This is a genomic window from Streptomyces peucetius, assembly GCF_025854275.1.
Lineage (GTDB): Bacteria > Actinomycetota > Actinomycetes > Streptomycetales > Streptomycetaceae > Streptomyces > Streptomyces peucetius_A.
Genome location: NZ_CP107567.1, coordinates 3,069,484 through 3,085,766, shown reverse-complemented (window position 1 = coordinate 3,085,766; position 16,283 = coordinate 3,069,484). Strand labels below are relative to the sequence as shown.

Genomic DNA, 16,283 nt, shown 5'->3' with positions numbered 1-16,283 from the left:
CGTACCTGTCATGCTAACCAGCGGCTCTCCGTGTCGCCTGGGAGCCGTGAGAGCGGTGTGACCTGCGGCACAGTGCTTGTCGGAACATACGGAAGCAAGGGCCCGCCGGCTGGGCGGATACCCTAGGAGCGTGACGTTCCCGGTAGTCGGCATGGTCGGCGGCGGTCAGCTCGCCCGCATGACCCATGAGGCGGGTATCCCCCTCGGCCTGAAGTTCAAGCTCCTCAGTGACACCCCCCAGGACTCAGCGGCCCAGGTGGTGAGCGATGTCGTCGTCGGCGACTATCGCGACCTGGACACGCTCCTCGAGTTCGCGCGCGGCTGTGACGTGATCACCTTCGACCACGAGCATGTGCCGTACGAGCACCTGCGCGCCCTTGAGGCGCAGGGCATCGCGGTACGGCCGGGGCCGGAGGCCCTGGTGCACGCCCAGGACAAGGGTGTGATGCGCGCCAAGCTCATGGAGATCGGCGCCCCCTGCCCGCGCCACCGCATCGTGACCGACCCGGCGGACGTGACGGCGTTCGCCGAGGAGGTCGGGGGCTTCCCCGTCATCCTGAAGACGGTGCAGGGCGGATACGACGGCAAGGGCGTCTGGTTCGTCCGCACCGAGGAGGACGCCGCGGCCCCGTTCAGGGCCGGTGTCGCGGTCCTCGCGGAGGAGAAGGTCGATTTCCGCCGCGAGCTCGCGGCGAACATCGTCCGCTCCCCGCACGGCCAGGCCGTCGCCTACCCGGTCGTCGAGTCGCAGCAGGTCGACGGCGTCTGCGACACGGTGATCGCGCCCGCACCCGACCTCGACCCCGAGCTGGCGGGCCAGGCGCAGGAGCTCGCGCTGCGCATCGCCAAGGAGCTCGACGTCGTCGGTCATCTCGCCGTCGAGCTGTTCGAGACCGTGAATGCCGACGGCACCGGCGGCATCCTCGTCAACGAGCTGGCCATGCGGCCCCACAACTCCGGTCACTGGACCCAGGACGGCGCGGTCACCTCGCAGTTCGCCAACCATGTCCGTGCGGTGCTGGACCTGCCGCTGGGCGACCCGCGTCCCCGCGCCCGGTGGACGGTGATGTGCAATGTCCTCGGCGGAGACTACCCGGACATGTACGCGGCCTATCTGCACTGCATGGCCCGGGACCCGCAGCTCAAGATCCATATGTATGGCAAGGACGTGAAGCCCGGCCGCAAGGTGGGGCACGTCAACACCTACGGCGACGACCTGGCCGACGCGCTCGAACGCGCCCGCCACGCCGCCGGCTACCTGCGAGGAACGATCACCGAGTGAACAGCATGAGCCCTGTCGTTGGCATTGTCATGGGGTCCGACTCCGACTGGCCCGTCATGGAGGCGGCCGCGCAGGCGCTCGACGAGTTCGAGATCGCGTACGAGGTCGACGTCGTCTCCGCGCACCGTATGCCGCGCGAGATGGTCGCGTACGGGGAGGAGGCCGCCGACCGCGGCCTCAAGGCGATCATCGCCGGCGCCGGGGGAGCGGCCCACCTGCCGGGCATGCTCGCCTCCGTCACGCCGCTGCCGGTCATCGGCGTCCCCGTGCCCCTGAAGTACCTCGACGGCATGGACTCCCTGCTGTCCATCGTGCAGATGCCCGCCGGGGTCCCCGTCGCCACCGTCTCGGTCGCCGGGGCGCGCAACGCCGGACTGCTGGCCGCCCGCATCCTGGCCGCGCACGACACGGAACTGCTCGCCCGGATGAAGGACTTCCAGCGGGAGCTGAACGACCAGGCCACCGAGAAGGGCAAGCGGCTGCGCGCCAAGGTCGCGGGCGGCGACTCCTTCGGCTTCGGGAAGTAGGGCGCCGGGAAGTAACAGCCAATGGAAACCCCCACGGATCTCCGCCCGCGGGCCCGCGAGCTGCTCGCCGCCCACCCCGTCGTCGACGGCCACAACGACCTCCCCTGGGCGCTGCGCGAACACGTCCGCTACGACCTCGACCGGATGGACATCGCGGCCGACCAGAAGGGCCGGCTCCACACCGACATCCCGCGGCTGCGCGCCGGCGGGGTCGGAGCCCAGTTCTGGTCCGTCTACGTCCGCAGCGACATGGCCGGCGACACGGCGGTGAGCGCGACCCTGGAGCAGATCGACATCGTCGACCAGCTCCTCGAGCGCTACCCCGCCGACCTGGCGCGCGCCCTGAGCGCAGAGGACATGGAAATCGCCCGCGACGAGGGCAGGATCGCCTCGCTCATGGGCGCCGAGGGCGGCCACTCCATCAACAACTCGCTCGCCACTCTGCGTGCCCTGTACGCGCTCGGGGTGCGCTACATGACCCTCACGCACAACGACAACATCGCCTGGGCGGACTCCGCGACCGATGAGCCCGGTGTCGGAGGCCTCTCCGCCTTCGGCCACGAGGTCGTACGCGAGATGAACCGCATCGGCATGCTCGTCGACCTCTCCCACGTCGCGGAGACGACGATGCGCCACGCGCTCGCCACGTCCGTCGCGCCGGTGATCTTCTCGCACTCCTCGTCGCGGGCCGTCTGCGACCACCCGCGCAACATCCCCGACGAGGTGCTGGCCCTGCTGCCCGCCAACGGGGGCGTGGCGATGGCCACCTTCGTACCGAAGTTCATCCTCCCCGCGGCCGTCGAGTGGACCCGCGCGGCGGACGAGAACATGCGTGCCCAGGGCCTGCACCACCTGGACACCACGGAGCGGGCGATGAAGATCCACGAGGCGTTCGAAGCGGCCAACCCCAGGCCGGTCGCCACTGCCGCCACGGTCGCCGACCACCTCGACCACATGCGCGAGGTCGCCGGCATCGACCACATCGGCATCGGCGGCGACTTCGACGGGACGGCCTTCACCCCGGCCGGCCTCGAGGACGTCGCGGGCTATCCGAACCTGATCGCGGAGCTGCTGCGCCGCGGCTGGTCCGACGCCGACCTGGCCAAGCTGACCTGGCAGAACGCGGTCCGCGCCCTGCGGGCCGCCGAGGACGTGGCCGCCGACCTGCAGACCACTCGCGGCCCGTCGAACGTGACGATCGACGAGCTCGACGCGATCTGAGCCCGGCCCGGGGTACGCGGCTCCCGGCCGCGTACCCCGAACGCTCCACCCGCCGTGACCCCTCACTGCCCCCGTGCCACGGTTGGCGTAACGGCACACGGCGGCGAACCCGGAGCAGCACATGGCAGATCTGCACGACGCCTCGTCCCTCACCACCGTCGACCTGGACGACCTCGACGGCGATCTCGACGCACTCGCGGCCGTGGGGTCCGCGCCTCCCGATCCGGAACCCTCGGCGCCCGACGACCCGGCCGCCGAGGACCCGGCACCGGTGCCCGAGGCGCTTCCTGCCGAGCCCCCCGCCGACCCGCTCACCCGCGCCAGGCAGCTCCTGCGCAGCCATCCGCTGATCGACGGGTACAGCGGTCTCGCACCCGTGCTGCAGAGCATGCACTGGTACGACCTCGAAGCCGGCGAGAGCCTGCTGGAGACCGATGTCCCACGGCTGCGCAGGGGTGGGATCGGCGCGCAGTTCTGGTCACTGACGGAACCGGCCGGCAGCGCCGGAGCCCCTTCCATCGGCGCGACGCTGGAACTGATCGACCTGGTGCGGGCGACGGTGGCCGACTGCCCCGAGGGCCTGCGGCTCGCACTGAGCGCCGACGACGTCGTGGACACCCGCAACTGCGGGAGGATCGCCGTGCTCCTCGGCCCGATGGCGGGCCCGGCGCTCGGCGACTCGCTCGCCGCCCTGCGGGCCATGTACGCACTCGGCGTCCGCAGCGTGACCCTTGCGGGCACTCGCTGGACGAGCGGCGGTCTCACGCCCTTCGGTCAGGAGATGGTCCGCGAGATGAACCGGCTCGGTGTCCTCATCGACCTCTCGGGCTGCGCGCTCGACACCGTACGCCGCGCGCTCACGATCACCAGGGCCCCGGTGCTCCTCTCGCACCAGGCCGAGCCACTGCCCGATGACGTACTGCGCGCACTGCGGGCCAACAACGGCGTGTGCATGGTGATGTGCACCGCCGGGACACTCCCCGAGACCGCCGACCTGCTGGACCGGATCCGCGACGTCGCCGGGGCCGAGTCGCTCGCCCTCAGCGGCGCGTACGACACGGGCCTGGCGCACGCGGCCGGTCTGCAGGACGTCTCCTGTGTGCCACGGCTGATCGCGGAGCTCCTCGAACGGGGCTGGCCCGAGGCGGACGTCACCGGCTTGACCTGGTCGAACGTCGCCCGGGTCCTGCGCGGCACCGAGTTCACCGCCCGCGCCGCCCAGCCGCGCCGGGCGCCCTCACGGGTAGCCATCGGCGCGCTGGACCTCTGACGCGGGTGCCGGCTCAGCAGGCGCAGAGACAGAACGGGTGCCCCGCCGGGTCGGCGTAGACCCGGAACGACCGCTTTCGGTCCTCCGCGTCCAGCACGGTGGCGCCGAGCGCCAGCACCTTGGCCTCCGCGGCGTCCAGGTCCTCGACGGTCACGTCCAGATGGAACTGCTGCGACTTCTCCGCCGAGGGCCAGCCCGGCGCCACGAACCCGGGCGCCGCCTGGAACGCGAGCGCCGCGCCGTCGGACCCCTTGAGGTCCACCCACGTGTCGCCGTCGTCCTCGCCGAGCTCGACATCCCCGCCGACGAGCTCGGCGTAGAAGCGGGCGAGGGCGACGGGATCGGGACAGTCCAGGACGACGGCTCCGACTTTGCCGATGCTCATACTTCCTCCTCGGTAGTTACTGGTAAACGCCTTCAACCGGTAACGCGGTTACCGCATGCTCCCGCATAACAGGTAACGTCGCAACCATGAATGACAGGCCGCCCGCACCAGGGGGGCTCGCGCTCGTCGAAGCACTGGTGAACACGCTGGACGTCGAGACCGGCGCGGACTCCCTCGACACGCCCGCGTCCCGCGAGCGCTTCGGCCTGGCCCCCGCCGAGATCCCCGCCGCCCGCGACCTCCGCGAGGCGCTGCGCGCCGCCTGCCTCGCCCACGCCGGCCACGGCACGGCGACCGCCCTCGACACGCTCCTGACCGACGCCCCGCTGCGCGTGGCGGTCGCCCCCGACGGCTCGGCCGCGGTCCGCGCCGCCGGCCCGCCGACGCTCCTCTCCCGCGTCGCGGAAGCCATCGCCACGGCGACCGCGGACGGCACATGGACACGCCTCAAGGCGTGCGAGGCGGAGGACTGCCACTGGGCGTACTACGACCGCAGCCCCGCCGGGCGCAGCCGCTGGTGCTCCATGTCCGTCTGCGGCGCCCGCACCAAAATGCGCACCTACCGCGCCCGCCGCACCCCCTGACCTCCCACCCCGGTATGCCACCGGGCCGCGGAGGATGCCGCGCCTCGGCGCGCTTCCGCGGGGAGGTGCGCCACCGGGCCGCGCCTGGCACTGCACCCCGGCGTGCCACCGGGCCGCGCCGGACACCGCAACCCCGGCGTGCCACCAGGCCGCGCCTGGCACCGCAAACCCCGGCGTGCCGCCAGGCCGGGCGGGACGCTGCGCCGCGGCGCACTTCCGTGCCGAACCCCGCGCACGCGGCGCGCAGCTGCCGCTGCCTTGGGGCCGGTGGGGCGTCAGCCCCACTGACATCGACCCGTCCGGCCCCGGCAGGGTTTCGGGAAGGGGCGGGGTGGGGGCTTCGCCCCGGCGTGCCCCGCGCGCCTGCGACGCCCGCGGTCGCTCGCCCGCTCTGTGCGGCGCGGGGCCCGCGAGTGCCGGTGAAGCACCCCTGAGGTGCGGCGCGCAGCTGCCGCTGGGCGGCGGGCTGGTGGGCGTCAGCCCCACCGGTATCGGCCCCGTCCGGCCCCGGCAGGGGTTTCGGGAAGGGGCGGGGTGGGGGAGAGCTACGCCCGCGGGCGCCCCATCGCCCGGTACGTCCAGCCCGCCTCACGCCACGCCCCCGCGTCCAGCGCATTGCGCCCGTCCAGGATGATCGGCGCGGCCACGGCCTCCTTCAGCTCCGCCGGGTCCAGCTTGCGGAACTCGCGCCACTCCGTCAGGTGCAGCACCACGTCCGCACCCCGCACCGCCTCCAGTGCCGAGTCCGCGTATCCCAGCGTCGGGAACAGCCGTCGCGCGTTGCTCATGCCCTTGGGGTCGTAGACCGTCACCTGGCCGCCCTGGAGGTGGATCTGCCCGGCGACGTTCAGCGCCGGCGAGTCCCGGATGTCGTCCGAGTCCGGCTTGAACGTCGCGCCCAGCACGGCGACCCGCTTGCCCAGGAACGACGTGCCGCCCACCGCCTCCCGCGCCAGTTCCACCATGTGCCCGCGGCGGCGCATGTTGATCGAGTCGACCTCGCGGAGGAAGGTCAGCGCCTGGTCCGCGCCCAGTTCACCCGCGCGTGCCATGAACGCGCGGATGTCCTTCGGCAGGCAGCCGCCGCCGAAGCCCACTCCCGCCCGCAGGAACTTCTTCCCGATCCGCTCGTCGTGCCCGATGGCTTCCGCCAGCTTCACCACGTCGCCGCCGGCGGCCTCGCACACCTCGGCCATCGCGTTGATGAACGAGATCTTCGTCGCGAGGAAGGAGTTCGCAGCGGTCTTCACCAGTTCCGCCGTCGGGAAGTCCGTCACCACGAACGGCGATCCTTCGCCGATCGGCGTCGCGTACACCTCACGCAGCAGCTTTTCGGCGCCCTCGCTCTCCACACCGACCACGATCCGGTCGGGGTGCAGCGTGTCGTCGACGGCGAAGCCCTCGCGCAGGAACTCCGGGTTCCAGGCCAGCTCGACGTCCTGCCCGGCCGGGGCCGTCTCGGTCAGCAGCCGGGCGAGCCGCTCCGCGGAGCCGACGGGCACGGTCGACTTGCCGACGACGAGCGCCGGGCGCTTCAGGTGCGGGGCCAGCGAGGCGAAGGCGGAGTCGACGTAGCTCATGTCGCACGCGTACTCACCGTGCTTCTGCGGCGTGTTCACACACATGAAGTGGATGTCGCCGAACTCGCCCGCCTCCTCGTACGAGGTGGTGAAGCGCAGCCGGCCGCTGGAACCCTCGATCCCGGCCACGTGCAGCCGCAGCAGCTCTTCCAGACCGGGCTCGTACATGGGGACCTTGCCGGCCGCGAGCATCTCGATCTTCTCCGGGACCACATCGAGTCCCAGGACTTCGAAGCCCAGCTCCGCCATGGCCGCGGCGTGCGTGGCGCCGAGGTATCCGGTGCCGATCACGGTGATCTTGAGGACCATGGGAGCTCCAGTACTGACGCGGGAGAGGTGCGCGCCCGAGCATATCCGGGCCACCCTGGGGAGAGGCCCGCTGCGCGGCCGGGCGGCTGTCGCCAAGCTCACGTATGCCTCTGGCCGAGCGGGCGTCTAAAATTGAAATACTTAACGGTAGTTAACATCTTGGGGAGTGAGAGACGTTGGCGGGAACCGCTGATTTCGACCTGTACCGCCCGGCCGAGGAGCACGACATGCTCCGCGAGACGGTCCGCTCTCTCGCCGAGGCGAAGATCGCGCCGTTCGCCGCCGCGGTGGACGAGGAGGCCCGCTTCCCGCAGGAGGCGCTGGACGCGCTGGTCTCCTCCGACCTGCACGCCGTGCACGTCCCGGAGACGTACGGCGGCGCCGGCGCCGACGCGCTCGCCACGGTCCTCGTGATCGAGGAGGTGGCCCGTGTCTGCGCCTCGTCCTCCCTCATCCCGGCCGTGAACAAGCTCGGCTCGCTCCCGGTGATCCTCTCCGGCTCCGAGGAGCTGAAGAAGAAGTACCTGGGGCCGCTCGCCAAGGGCGACGCGATGTTCTCGTACTGCCTGTCCGAGCCCGACGCGGGCTCCGACGCGGCCGGTATGAAGACGAAGGCCGTCCGCGACGGCGACTTCTACGTCCTCAACGGCGTGAAGCGCTGGATCACCAACGCCGGCGTCTCCGAGTACTACACGGTCATGGCCGTCACCGACCCGGAGAAGCGCTCGAAGGGCATCAGCGCCTTCGTCGTCGAGAAGGGTGACCCGGGTGTCTCCTTCGGCGCCCCGGAGAAGAAGCTCGGCATCAAGGGCTCCCCGACCCGCGAGGTCTACCTCGACAACGTCCGCATCCCCGCCGACCGCATGATCGGCGCGGAGGGCACGGGCTTCGCCACCGCGATGAAGACGCTGGACCACACCCGCATCACCATCGCCGCCCAGGCTCTCGGCATCGCGCAGGGCGCCCTCGACTACGCCAAGGGCTACGTCCAGGAGCGCAAGCAGTTCGGCAAGCCGATCGCCGACTTCCAGGGCGTCCAGTTCATGCTCGCGGACATGGCCATGAAGATCGAGGCCGCCCGCCAGCTCACGTACGCGGCCGCCGCCAAGTCGGAGCGCGGCGATGCCGACCTCACGTTCCAGGGCGCGGCCGCCAAGTGCTTCGCCTCGGACGTCGCGATGGAGGTCACCACGGACGCCGTCCAGCTGCTCGGCGGCTACGGCTACACCCGCGACTACCCCGTGGAGCGCATGATGCGCGACGCGAAGATCACCCAGATCTACGAGGGCACCAACCAGGTCCAGCGGATCGTGATGGCCCGCAACCTCCCGTAGGGCTCGCTCCGAGCCGACGGAAGAACGCCCCTGCCGGGACCGGCAGGGGCGTTCGTTCATTCGTCGCCCGGTTCAGCCCTCGGCGCCAGTGCGGCGCCTGCGCAGGGCGAACAGCAGCCCCGCACCGGCGGCGACCGCTGCCCCCGCACCGCCGGCGGCCAGGGTGACATCGGTACCGGTGGCGGCGAGGGTACGGCTGCCGCCGGTCGTCGTCACGTTCTGGTTGCCGGTCGCAGTGGTCGTCGTGGCGACAGGGCCGGAAGTCCCGGTCCTGCCGGTGTCGTCCGCGGGCTTCGTGTCGGCGTCGTTGTCGTCTCCGGCGTCTCCGGTGCCGGAGTCGTCGTCCTCTTCCGCGGCCTTCTCGTCCAGGGCTCGCGCCTCGTGCTGTCCGGTTTCCAGGAACTCGACGCGGTCCTCGGGCGTGCCCTTCAGCGCGGCCTTTCCGGCTTCCCTCACGTGAGGCCCGCCCTTGCTGATGATGTGCGAGATGAGCACCTGGTTGTCCTCGTCGCGGGCGATGTGCTGCCCGGTCTCGAGGAATTCGGCACGGTCCTGGGGAGTGCCGTCCAGCGCGGCGTCGGCCGCCTTCCGAACGGCGGGGCCGCCGGCCTCGAGGATCCGCGCGACGAGCACCGAGTTGTCCTCGTCGCGGGCGATGTGCTGCCCGGTCTCCAGGAACCTGACGCGGTCCTCGGGCGTGCCCCGCAGGGCGGCCTCGGCCGCCTCTTGCACGCCCGGGCCGCCGAGGCTGTGGATCTGGGCGATGCGGACCCTGTTGTCGACGTCGCGGGCGGTGTGCTGTCCGGTCTCCAGGAACTCGACGCGGTCCTCCGGTGTGCCGTTCAGTGCCTCCCGCCCGGCCTCCACCAACGAGACGCCGCCGACGCTGATGATCTGCACGATCAGGACGCGGTTGTCCTGATCGCGGGCTGTGTGCTGCCCCGTCTCCAGGAACTCGCGCATCGCGGCCGGCCCTGCATCGATGGCGGCGCTGCCCCGCTCGGCGACAGCAGAGCCGGGCTTGGCGGCGCCGATGATCCGCAGGATCTCGGCGCGGTCCTCCTCGGCCTGTGCGTCGTCGTCCGCGGGAGCCTGGTCGGGCGTGGTCGGAGCCGGCGGGTTGGACGCCGGAGCGCCGTCCCCGGAAGTCGCGAAGGCCGGTGACGCGAGCAGTACGGTCGGCGCAATGGCGGCGGCGGCGACCGCCGAGGCGATCCGGGACAGTTTCAAAGAAGGCTCCCACGTTTCACATGATCTTCATAACGGTCGGTCAACTGTAAGTCCCTGCGCGCAGTTGATCCAACGCGTTGCTTCCCCGCTCGCGCCCCGGCCGCCGCTGCCGATGCGGGCGACGGCGGGGACGGGGCCGTCTCCGGTGGATCCCGCAGGGCCCCAACTCGGGCGAGAATGCGTGAAGTGGTGTAGTCCACCGCCAAAGGAGTCATCCGCATGCCATGACGTCCCGGAGGACCAAGGATGGACACGAGACCCGACGTTCCCCGCATGTCCCGGCGCACCCTCGTCACCGCCGTATCTGTGACCACCGTTCGTGCTGGACTGGGCGACGGCGGGCCGGTAGCGACTACGACCTCCAGGTCTCCGACGCCGGCGTGCGGTGGCGTACCGTCGCGAAACGGCGCGGCCGGACCACGGCAGGAGTCCACACCGTGGAACTCCTGCAGGCGGTGACGGCGCGCCACGTCCGCATGCGGGGCCTCAAGCGGCAGAACGGCTACTCCCTTTACCGCTTCGAGGTACGAGCCTGACGGCGCGTCCGGCGGTCGGGCGCCCGAGGCGCCCGACCCCGAGCGCCGCATCCGCGCGGCGAGCGGCAGGCCCGCGCCGGTTGCGGGCCCGGCGGACGCCCCGGGAACCCGGGGTGCCGTCGCCGCGTCCATGTCCACGGCACCAGAAGTCGCCCAGGAGGGGGAAGGGCCGTGGAGCAGCCGAGGACAGCGCTGGCCGAGCGGATCGCCGAGCGGAGAAGAGGCGTCGGCGACCCTCGCGCGCTGGTGGGCGAGATGCGCCGCTCCGTCCTTCTGGTGCCGACGGCCGGTGGAGGTCTCTGGTCGGCCCGTTCGGGCGGGGTGCGATGGGTGTGCGGGTTCACCGACGAGGCCGCGCTGGCCCGGTTCGCGCTGCTTCACTCAGCCGGTGACCGGCCCATGGATTACGCGGCGCTGCTGGGCGCGCGCATCGTCGACGAGGTCGTGCCGTCCCTGGACGAGCCCGCCGGCCTCGCCGTGGACATCGCGACCGAGGACGGGCCGATGTTCTTCCCACCGGTGGTCGGCATCGTTCCGGACGGTGTCGCCGTCGACACCGACAAGGCCGGGGAGGGACGTGGCCATGGGCGGTGACGGTGCGGACCTGAACTTCGACAAGGCGTCTGTCGCGAAGTTCACCAAGGGCGTCGGCGCGACCATCGACCAGCTCGGTGACCTGGGCGGAGCCACCGGTTCGGTGATGGGAAAGGGCTTCTCCGAGCTGTCGATGACCGGGATGGAGGCCGGACACCACGGCCTGTCCGTCGACTTCGAGGACTTCTGCGAGCGCTGGGAGTGGGGTGTGCGGACCCTGGTGCACGACGCCAGCGCGCTCGCCAACCGCCTCGGCCTGGCCGCCGGCACCCAGTGGCAGCACGACCAGTACGTCGAGGGCGCGATCAAGGTGGGCGTCAACTCCGTGATGGGCGGCAACCCGCACGCCACCGAGGAGGAGATCACGAAGCAGGACTGGGGCGACGTGTTCACGCCGGACTACCTGGACCCCGACTGGAGCGCCGAGTCGTGGGACCGGGCAGGTCAGGAGATGGAGCAGACCTGGAAGGACACCGGGCGCACCGTCCTCACCGAGGGCCGGGGCGGCCAGCAGTCGGAGATGCTCAACGACGCGCTCGGCATCTCCGACGACCAGTGGAACCAGGCGCTGGACGACACCTTCGGCCCGTCACCCGAGGAACGCGCTCAGCAGGCACAGCAGGGACAGCAACAGGGCGAGTCCGGGGGGAACTGACCGTGGGCATCGGTGACTTCGTCAGTGACATCACGCCCGACTCGGTGGAGAAAGTCGTCGAGGACGGCGTCGAGTGGGCCGGCAACCGGGTCGAGGACGCCGGGAACTGGACCGCCGACCGGCTGGACTACGTCGGCTGGGAGTCCGGTGCCGACTGGGTGCGCGAGCAGTCCCGTTCGGTCGCCAACCGGATGGGCGCCGAGGTCGACGAGATGGACCTCGGGCAGACCGAGGACAAGACCAAACTGATCTACGGCAGCCCTGACAAGATCCGCTCCACGGCCAAGAAGCTCCGCGGCTTCCAGACGGCGTTCGACAACGCCGGCGAAGGTCTCAAGGGCCTCAACTCCTCCGAGCTCAAGGGCGAGGCGGCCGACGCGCTGCGGACCGCGGTGAGCACCCAGCCGCCCAAGTGGTTCAGCGGTGCCGACGCCTGCGAGAAGGCGGCGGGCGCGATGGAGGCGTTCGCCGGCACGGTCACCTGGGCACAGGGCCGGGCCCAGACGGCGATCGACAAGTGGAAGGAAGGCACGAAAGCCTCCCAGGACGCCGCCGACGCCCACCGCAAGAAGGTCGACGACTACAACAAGGCGGTCGACCACTACAACGCCCAGCCCGCCGACCAGCGCAACCCGTCCACGCTCCCGCCCTGCCCCGCCCCGACGTTCGACGACCCCGGCAAGAAGCTGATGCAAGAGGCGCAGGACATCCTCGCCGAAGCCCGCAAGCAGCGGAACACAGCCGCCGAGACGGCACGCACCGCGGTCCGCGCCGCCCGCGACAAGGCTCCCGAGAAGCCTTCGTACGCCGAGCAGTTGGGCGACGGGCTCCAGGAGCTGCAGATCATGGGCGACCACGTCGGCGGCGGCATCGTCAAGGGCACCGCGGGACTGCTGAACTTCGTCCGCGGGATCAACCCCCTGGACCCGTACAACCTCACGCACCCGGCCGAATACGCGACCAACCTCAACAGCCTGGCCGCAGGGCTGGTGGTCGCCGCCAACGACCCCATCGGCACGGGCAAGCAGATGGTCAGCGACTTCATGAAGGACCCGTACGAGGGCCTCGGCCGTCTGATCCCCGACGCCGCCCTGACCGCGGCCACCGGCGGTGGCGGCGCCGCCGTCAAGGCCGTACGCATCGCCGAGAACGCCGCCGACGTCGCGAACGCGCGCAAGCTGGTCGACGACACCCCGGACGGCACCCACAACACCCCGGACGGCGACCGCAAGGCGGGCGGCGACCCGGTGGACCTCGCCACGGGCCGGATGTTCCTCCCCCAGACCGACGTCGAACTGCCGGGCATCCTGCCGCTCGTCTTCACCCGCCGCACCGAGTCGGGTTGCGCCGTCGGCCGCTTCCTGGGTCCCGCCTGGACGTCCACCGTCGACGAACGGCTGGAGATCGACGCGGTCGGCGTCCTCCACGTCACCGCCGAGGGGCTCCTGGTCGCGTACCCGCACCCCGTGCCCGACGCGCCCACCCGGCCGGAGACAGGCAGAGCCCGTACCGAGCTGGCCCGCGACGCGGACGGCAACTACACGGTCACCGACCCCGACAGCGGCCTGACCTTCCACTTCACCGCCCCGTCCGGCAGCGAACCGGGTGGTGACGGCCGCGCCTGGCTGTCCGGCATCACCGAACGAGGCGGCCACTCCATCACCGTCGACCGCACCGACGACGGTGTGCCGACGGCCCTGGTCCACTCGGCGGGCCACCACATGAAGCTGTCCGTCGCCGACGGCCTGGTCACCGCCCTGTCCCTGGCCGGCGCCGGCGAGGGCGGTGCGGACCTTCTCCTGATGAGCTACGGCTACGAGGACGGGAACCTCACCACCGTCACCAAGCCGTCCGGGGCCACCACCACCTTCGTCTACGACGACCGCCGCCGGGTCACCGCCTGGATCGACTCCAACAACAGCCGCTACGACTACGTCTACGACGACCGCGACCGCGTCGTCGCCGAGGGCGGCGAGGCCGGCCACGTCCAGATCACCCTCGCCTACACCGAACCGGATCCCGAGACGGGCCACCGCACCACCACGCTCACCACCGCCGACGGTCACGTGACCCGCCATCTGTTCGGCGCCCACTGCCGTCTGCTGGCGCTCACCGATCCGCTGGGCCACACCACCCGGTTCACCTACGACCCGCGCGGCAACCTGCTGACCCGCACCGACCCGCTGGGCCTCACCACATCCTTCACCTACGACGAGGACGGCCGGCTCGTCTCGGCCGTCCGCCCCGACGGCAGCGAGCTGCGCACCGTGCGCGGCGCGTTCGGTCTGCCGGTGGAGGTCGTCGGGCCGGACGGGACCCGTGTGCTCCACGAGTACGACGAACGCGGCAACCGCACGGCCGTCACCGATCAGGCCGGTTCCACCACCCGCCACACCTACGACCACGCCGGCCGGCTCACCTCCGTCACCGACGCCCTTGGCGCCACGACCCGGGTGATGTGCGACGCGGCGGGGCTGCCTGTGGAGGTGACCGGCCCGTCCGGCGGCGTCACCCGCACGGAACGCGACGCCCTCGGCCGCCCGGTCCGGACGACCGACCCGGTGGGAGGGGTCACGTGCTTCGAGTGGGACGCCGACGGGCAGCTCGCCCGCCGCACCGGCCCCGACGGCGCGACGGAAGCATGGACCTACGACGGCGAGGGCAACTGCCTCACCCACACCGACGCATCCGGCGGCGTCACCCGCTTCGAGTACACCCACTTCGACCTGCCACTCGCGCGCACCGGGCCCGACGGCGTCCGCCACGAGTTCGAGCACGACGCCGACCTGCGCCTCACCCGTGTCACCAACCCGCAGGGGCTGACCTGGGACTACGAGTACGACGCCGCCGGCAACATCGTCTCCGAGAGCGACTTCGACGGCCGCACCCTCACCTACCGGGTGGACGCCGCGGGCCGGCTCGCCGCGCGCACCGACGCGCTCGGCGGCACCATCGCGTTCGAGCGCGACCCGCTCGGCCAGGTGATCCGCAAGGACGTCGACGGACGGGTGACGACCTACGCCTACGACCGGGCCGGACGCCTGCTGGAGGCAACCGGGCCGGACAGCGAACTCCGGTACCAGTACGACCGCCGGGGCAAGGTCAAGACCGAACTGGTCGACGGCCGTGCCACCGTCTACGCCTACGACGCCCTGGGCCGCCGCAAGCGCCGCACCACACCCACCGGCCATGTCACCTCCTACGCCTACGACGCCGGCGGCCGGCCCGAGCGCCTGACCACCGGCGGTCACCGCGTCGACTTCACCCACGACGCCGCCGGACGGGAACTCGCCCGCGTCCTCGGCGACGCGATCACCATGACCTCCGCCTGGGACGACGCCGGACGGCTGGCCGAGCAGCACATCACCGCCGGGTCGCGCGCCGTCAACAGCCGCGCCTACTCCTACCGCGCCGACGGTCACCTGGCCTCCGTGACGGACCGGCTGTCGGGCACCCGCACCTTCGATCTCGACCGGACGGGCAGGGTCACCGCCGTCCACGCCCAGGGCTGGACGGAGCGGTACGCCTACGACGCCGCCGGCAACCAGACGTCGGCATCCTGGCCGCCCCGGCACCCGGGCAACGAGGCCACCGGAGAACGCGCCTACACCGGCACCACGATCACCCGCGCCGGAGCGGTGCGCTTCGAACACGACGCCCTGGGCCGGATCACCCTGCGGCAGAAGACCCGTCTCTCCCGCAAGCCCGACACCTGGCGCTACGAGTGGGACACCGAGAACCGCCTCACCTCCGTGACCACCCCCGACGGAACGCGGTGGAAGTACCGCTACGACCCCCTGGGCCGCCGCACCGCGAAACTGCGCCTGGCCTCCGACGGCGAGGGCGTGGTCGAGGAGATCCGGTTCACCTGGGACGGCCTCACCCTCTGCGAGCAGACCAGCCACCGGCCCGATCAGCCGAACACGGTCGCCCTCACCTGGGACCACCGCGACGTCGTCCCCCTCACCCAGACCGAGCGCATCCTCGACGCCGGCAGCCGCCAGGAGGAGATCGACCGCCGGTTCTTCGCCATCGCCACGGACCTCATCGGCACGCCCACCGAACTGATCGACGAATCCGGCGACATCGCCTGGCGGTCCCGTTCCACCCTGTGGGGCACCACCGCCTGGGCCCGCGACAGCAGCGCGTACACGCCGCTGCGCTTCCCCGGCCAGTACTACGACCCCGAGACGGGCCTCCACTACAACTACTTCCGCCACTACGACCCCGAAACCGGCCGCTACACCTCCCCGGACCCCCTCGGCCTCGCTCCCGCGCCGAACCCGGTCGCGTACGTCGGCAACCCGTACAGCGGGTGCGACCCGCTGGGGCTGATGCCCAAGTACACGAAGGAGGAGCGGGCCCAGAAGCGGATCAACAAGATCGTGGACGACATCGTCGAGAAAGCACAGGACGGCGGGTTCAAGAAGCGCCACGACTACCACGGGGACACCCGGCACGCCTTCAGCGACGAACGGGTCGTCGAAATCCTCAAGAACCCGGACGCCGTGTACCACTCGACAGGCACGGCCGGGACGTTCACCTTCAGACAGGGTGACGACATCGTGGTGATCGACGGCCCCGGCAGCACCCAGGGCCAGGCCATCACGGCGTACGGATCGTCGGGCATCAAGGGAGAGTCCGGGGCCACGGCGCTCGGCGGTAAACCCACGGACCCCGGCGCTCCGGTGACGCACGAGGACATCGTGAACGGCAGGATTCCCGCCAAGGACGGCCGCTTCCAGCCTCCGGCAGTACAGATCAGATGAGGCAGTG

Annotated in this window: 13 protein-coding genes; 10 read left to right on the top strand and 3 right to left on the bottom strand. The window is 71.3% G+C overall.

The features are described 5' to 3' along the window. Positions 1-130 precede the first annotated feature (130 nt). From OGH68_RS13985 to OGH68_RS13970, 4 genes are all read left to right on the top strand, one after another. Positions 131-1,282: a 5-(carboxyamino)imidazole ribonucleotide synthase gene (locus tag OGH68_RS13985; RefSeq protein WP_319020204.1), complete on the top strand. Its 1,152-nt coding sequence runs from the start codon at positions 131-133 to the stop codon at positions 1,280-1,282. 5 nt (positions 1,283-1,287) lie between these two features. Continuing rightward, positions 1,288-1,809 carry a 5-(carboxyamino)imidazole ribonucleotide mutase gene (gene purE, locus OGH68_RS13980; protein WP_264243987.1) on the top strand — a complete coding sequence of 174 codons (522 nt, stop codon included), beginning with the start codon at positions 1,288-1,290 and terminating at the stop codon, positions 1,807-1,809. Between the two features lie 21 nt (positions 1,810-1,830). Further along, complete coding sequence (locus tag OGH68_RS13975) at positions 1,831-3,030, top strand: dipeptidase (protein ID WP_264243985.1); 1,200 nt, start codon at positions 1,831-1,833, stop codon at positions 3,028-3,030. Between the two features lie 121 nt (positions 3,031-3,151). Continuing rightward, a complete protein-coding gene (locus OGH68_RS13970; RefSeq protein ID WP_264243983.1) occupies positions 3,152-4,300 on the top strand; it encodes a dipeptidase in 1,149 nt (382 codons plus the stop codon). Between the two features lie 13 nt (positions 4,301-4,313). Here the strand turns inward: OGH68_RS13970 and OGH68_RS13965 are convergent, their stop codons facing one another. Beyond that, on the bottom strand, positions 4,314-4,685 hold the full coding sequence (locus tag OGH68_RS13965; protein ID WP_264243981.1) for a VOC family protein: 372 nt from the start codon (positions 4,683-4,685) through the stop codon (positions 4,314-4,316). A gap of 86 nt (positions 4,686-4,771) precedes the next feature. Here OGH68_RS13965 and OGH68_RS13960 point away from each other — a divergent pair, with 86 nt between their 5' ends. Next, entirely contained in the window at positions 4,772-5,269 is a 498-nt protein-coding gene (locus OGH68_RS13960; RefSeq protein WP_264243979.1) for a CGNR zinc finger domain-containing protein, read from the top strand. A gap of 545 nt (positions 5,270-5,814) precedes the next feature. On the opposite strand, the gene OGH68_RS13955 is transcribed toward OGH68_RS13960, so the two are convergent. Then, positions 5,815-7,158 (bottom strand): UDP-glucose dehydrogenase family protein, encoded by a 1,344-nt coding sequence (locus OGH68_RS13955; RefSeq protein ID WP_264243976.1) that lies wholly within the window; start codon positions 7,156-7,158, stop codon positions 5,815-5,817. 176 nt (positions 7,159-7,334) lie between these two features. Here OGH68_RS13955 and OGH68_RS13950 point away from each other — a divergent pair, with 176 nt between their 5' ends. Next, positions 7,335-8,492 carry an acyl-CoA dehydrogenase gene (locus OGH68_RS13950; RefSeq protein WP_264243973.1) on the top strand — a complete coding sequence of 386 codons (1,158 nt, stop codon included), beginning with the start codon at positions 7,335-7,337 and terminating at the stop codon, positions 8,490-8,492. Positions 8,493-8,564: 72 nt separating this feature from the next. Here the strand turns inward: OGH68_RS13950 and OGH68_RS13945 are convergent, their stop codons facing one another. Beyond that, positions 8,565-9,722, bottom strand: coding sequence for an ALF repeat-containing protein (locus OGH68_RS13945; protein WP_264243971.1), 1,158 nt, complete (start codon positions 9,720-9,722; stop codon positions 8,565-8,567). A gap of 224 nt (positions 9,723-9,946) precedes the next feature. Here OGH68_RS13945 and OGH68_RS13940 point away from each other — a divergent pair, with 224 nt between their 5' ends. The 4 genes from OGH68_RS13940 (at position 9,947) to OGH68_RS13925 (ending at position 16,276) form a co-directional block, all read left to right on the top strand. Continuing rightward, a complete protein-coding gene (locus OGH68_RS13940; RefSeq protein WP_264243969.1) occupies positions 9,947-10,258 on the top strand; it encodes a discoidin domain-containing protein in 312 nt (103 codons plus the stop codon). A 171-nt stretch (positions 10,259-10,429) separates the two neighbouring features. Further along, positions 10,430-10,852, top strand: a complete 423-nt coding sequence (locus tag OGH68_RS13935) for a hypothetical protein (RefSeq protein ID WP_264243967.1) — start codon at positions 10,430-10,432, stop codon at positions 10,850-10,852. Further along, positions 10,842-11,507 (top strand): hypothetical protein, encoded by a 666-nt coding sequence (locus OGH68_RS13930; RefSeq protein WP_264243965.1) that lies wholly within the window; start codon positions 10,842-10,844, stop codon positions 11,505-11,507. The genes OGH68_RS13935 and OGH68_RS13930 overlap by 11 nt, the downstream gene beginning before the upstream one ends. A 2-nt stretch (positions 11,508-11,509) precedes the next feature. Next, entirely contained in the window at positions 11,510-16,276 is a 4,767-nt protein-coding gene (locus OGH68_RS13925; RefSeq protein ID WP_264243963.1) for a putative T7SS-secreted protein, read from the top strand. The last annotated feature ends 7 nt before the right edge of the window (positions 16,277-16,283 follow it).

What these genes read in the sequence shown, in the direction of transcription:
- purE (WP_264243987.1), top strand. Translation starts at nt 1,288, where the DNA reads ATGAGCCCTGTCGTTGGCATTGTCATGGGGTCCGACTCCGACTGGCCC.
- OGH68_RS13975 (WP_264243985.1), top strand. Translation starts at nt 1,831, where the DNA reads ATGGAAACCCCCACGGATCTCCGCCCGCGGGCCCGCGAGCTGCTCGCC.
- OGH68_RS13970 (WP_264243983.1), top strand. Translation starts at nt 3,152, where the DNA reads ATGGCAGATCTGCACGACGCCTCGTCCCTCACCACCGTCGACCTGGAC.
- OGH68_RS13965 (WP_264243981.1), bottom strand. Translation starts at nt 4,685, where the DNA reads ATGAGCATCGGCAAAGTCGGAGCCGTCGTCCTGGACTGTCCCGATCCC.
- OGH68_RS13960 (WP_264243979.1), top strand. Translation starts at nt 4,772, where the DNA reads ATGAATGACAGGCCGCCCGCACCAGGGGGGCTCGCGCTCGTCGAAGCA.
- OGH68_RS13955 (WP_264243976.1), bottom strand. Translation starts at nt 7,158, where the DNA reads ATGGTCCTCAAGATCACCGTGATCGGCACCGGATACCTCGGCGCCACG.
- OGH68_RS13940 (WP_264243969.1), top strand. Translation starts at nt 9,947, where the DNA reads ATGACGTCCCGGAGGACCAAGGATGGACACGAGACCCGACGTTCCCCG.
- OGH68_RS13930 (WP_264243965.1), top strand. Translation starts at nt 10,842, where the DNA reads ATGGGCGGTGACGGTGCGGACCTGAACTTCGACAAGGCGTCTGTCGCG.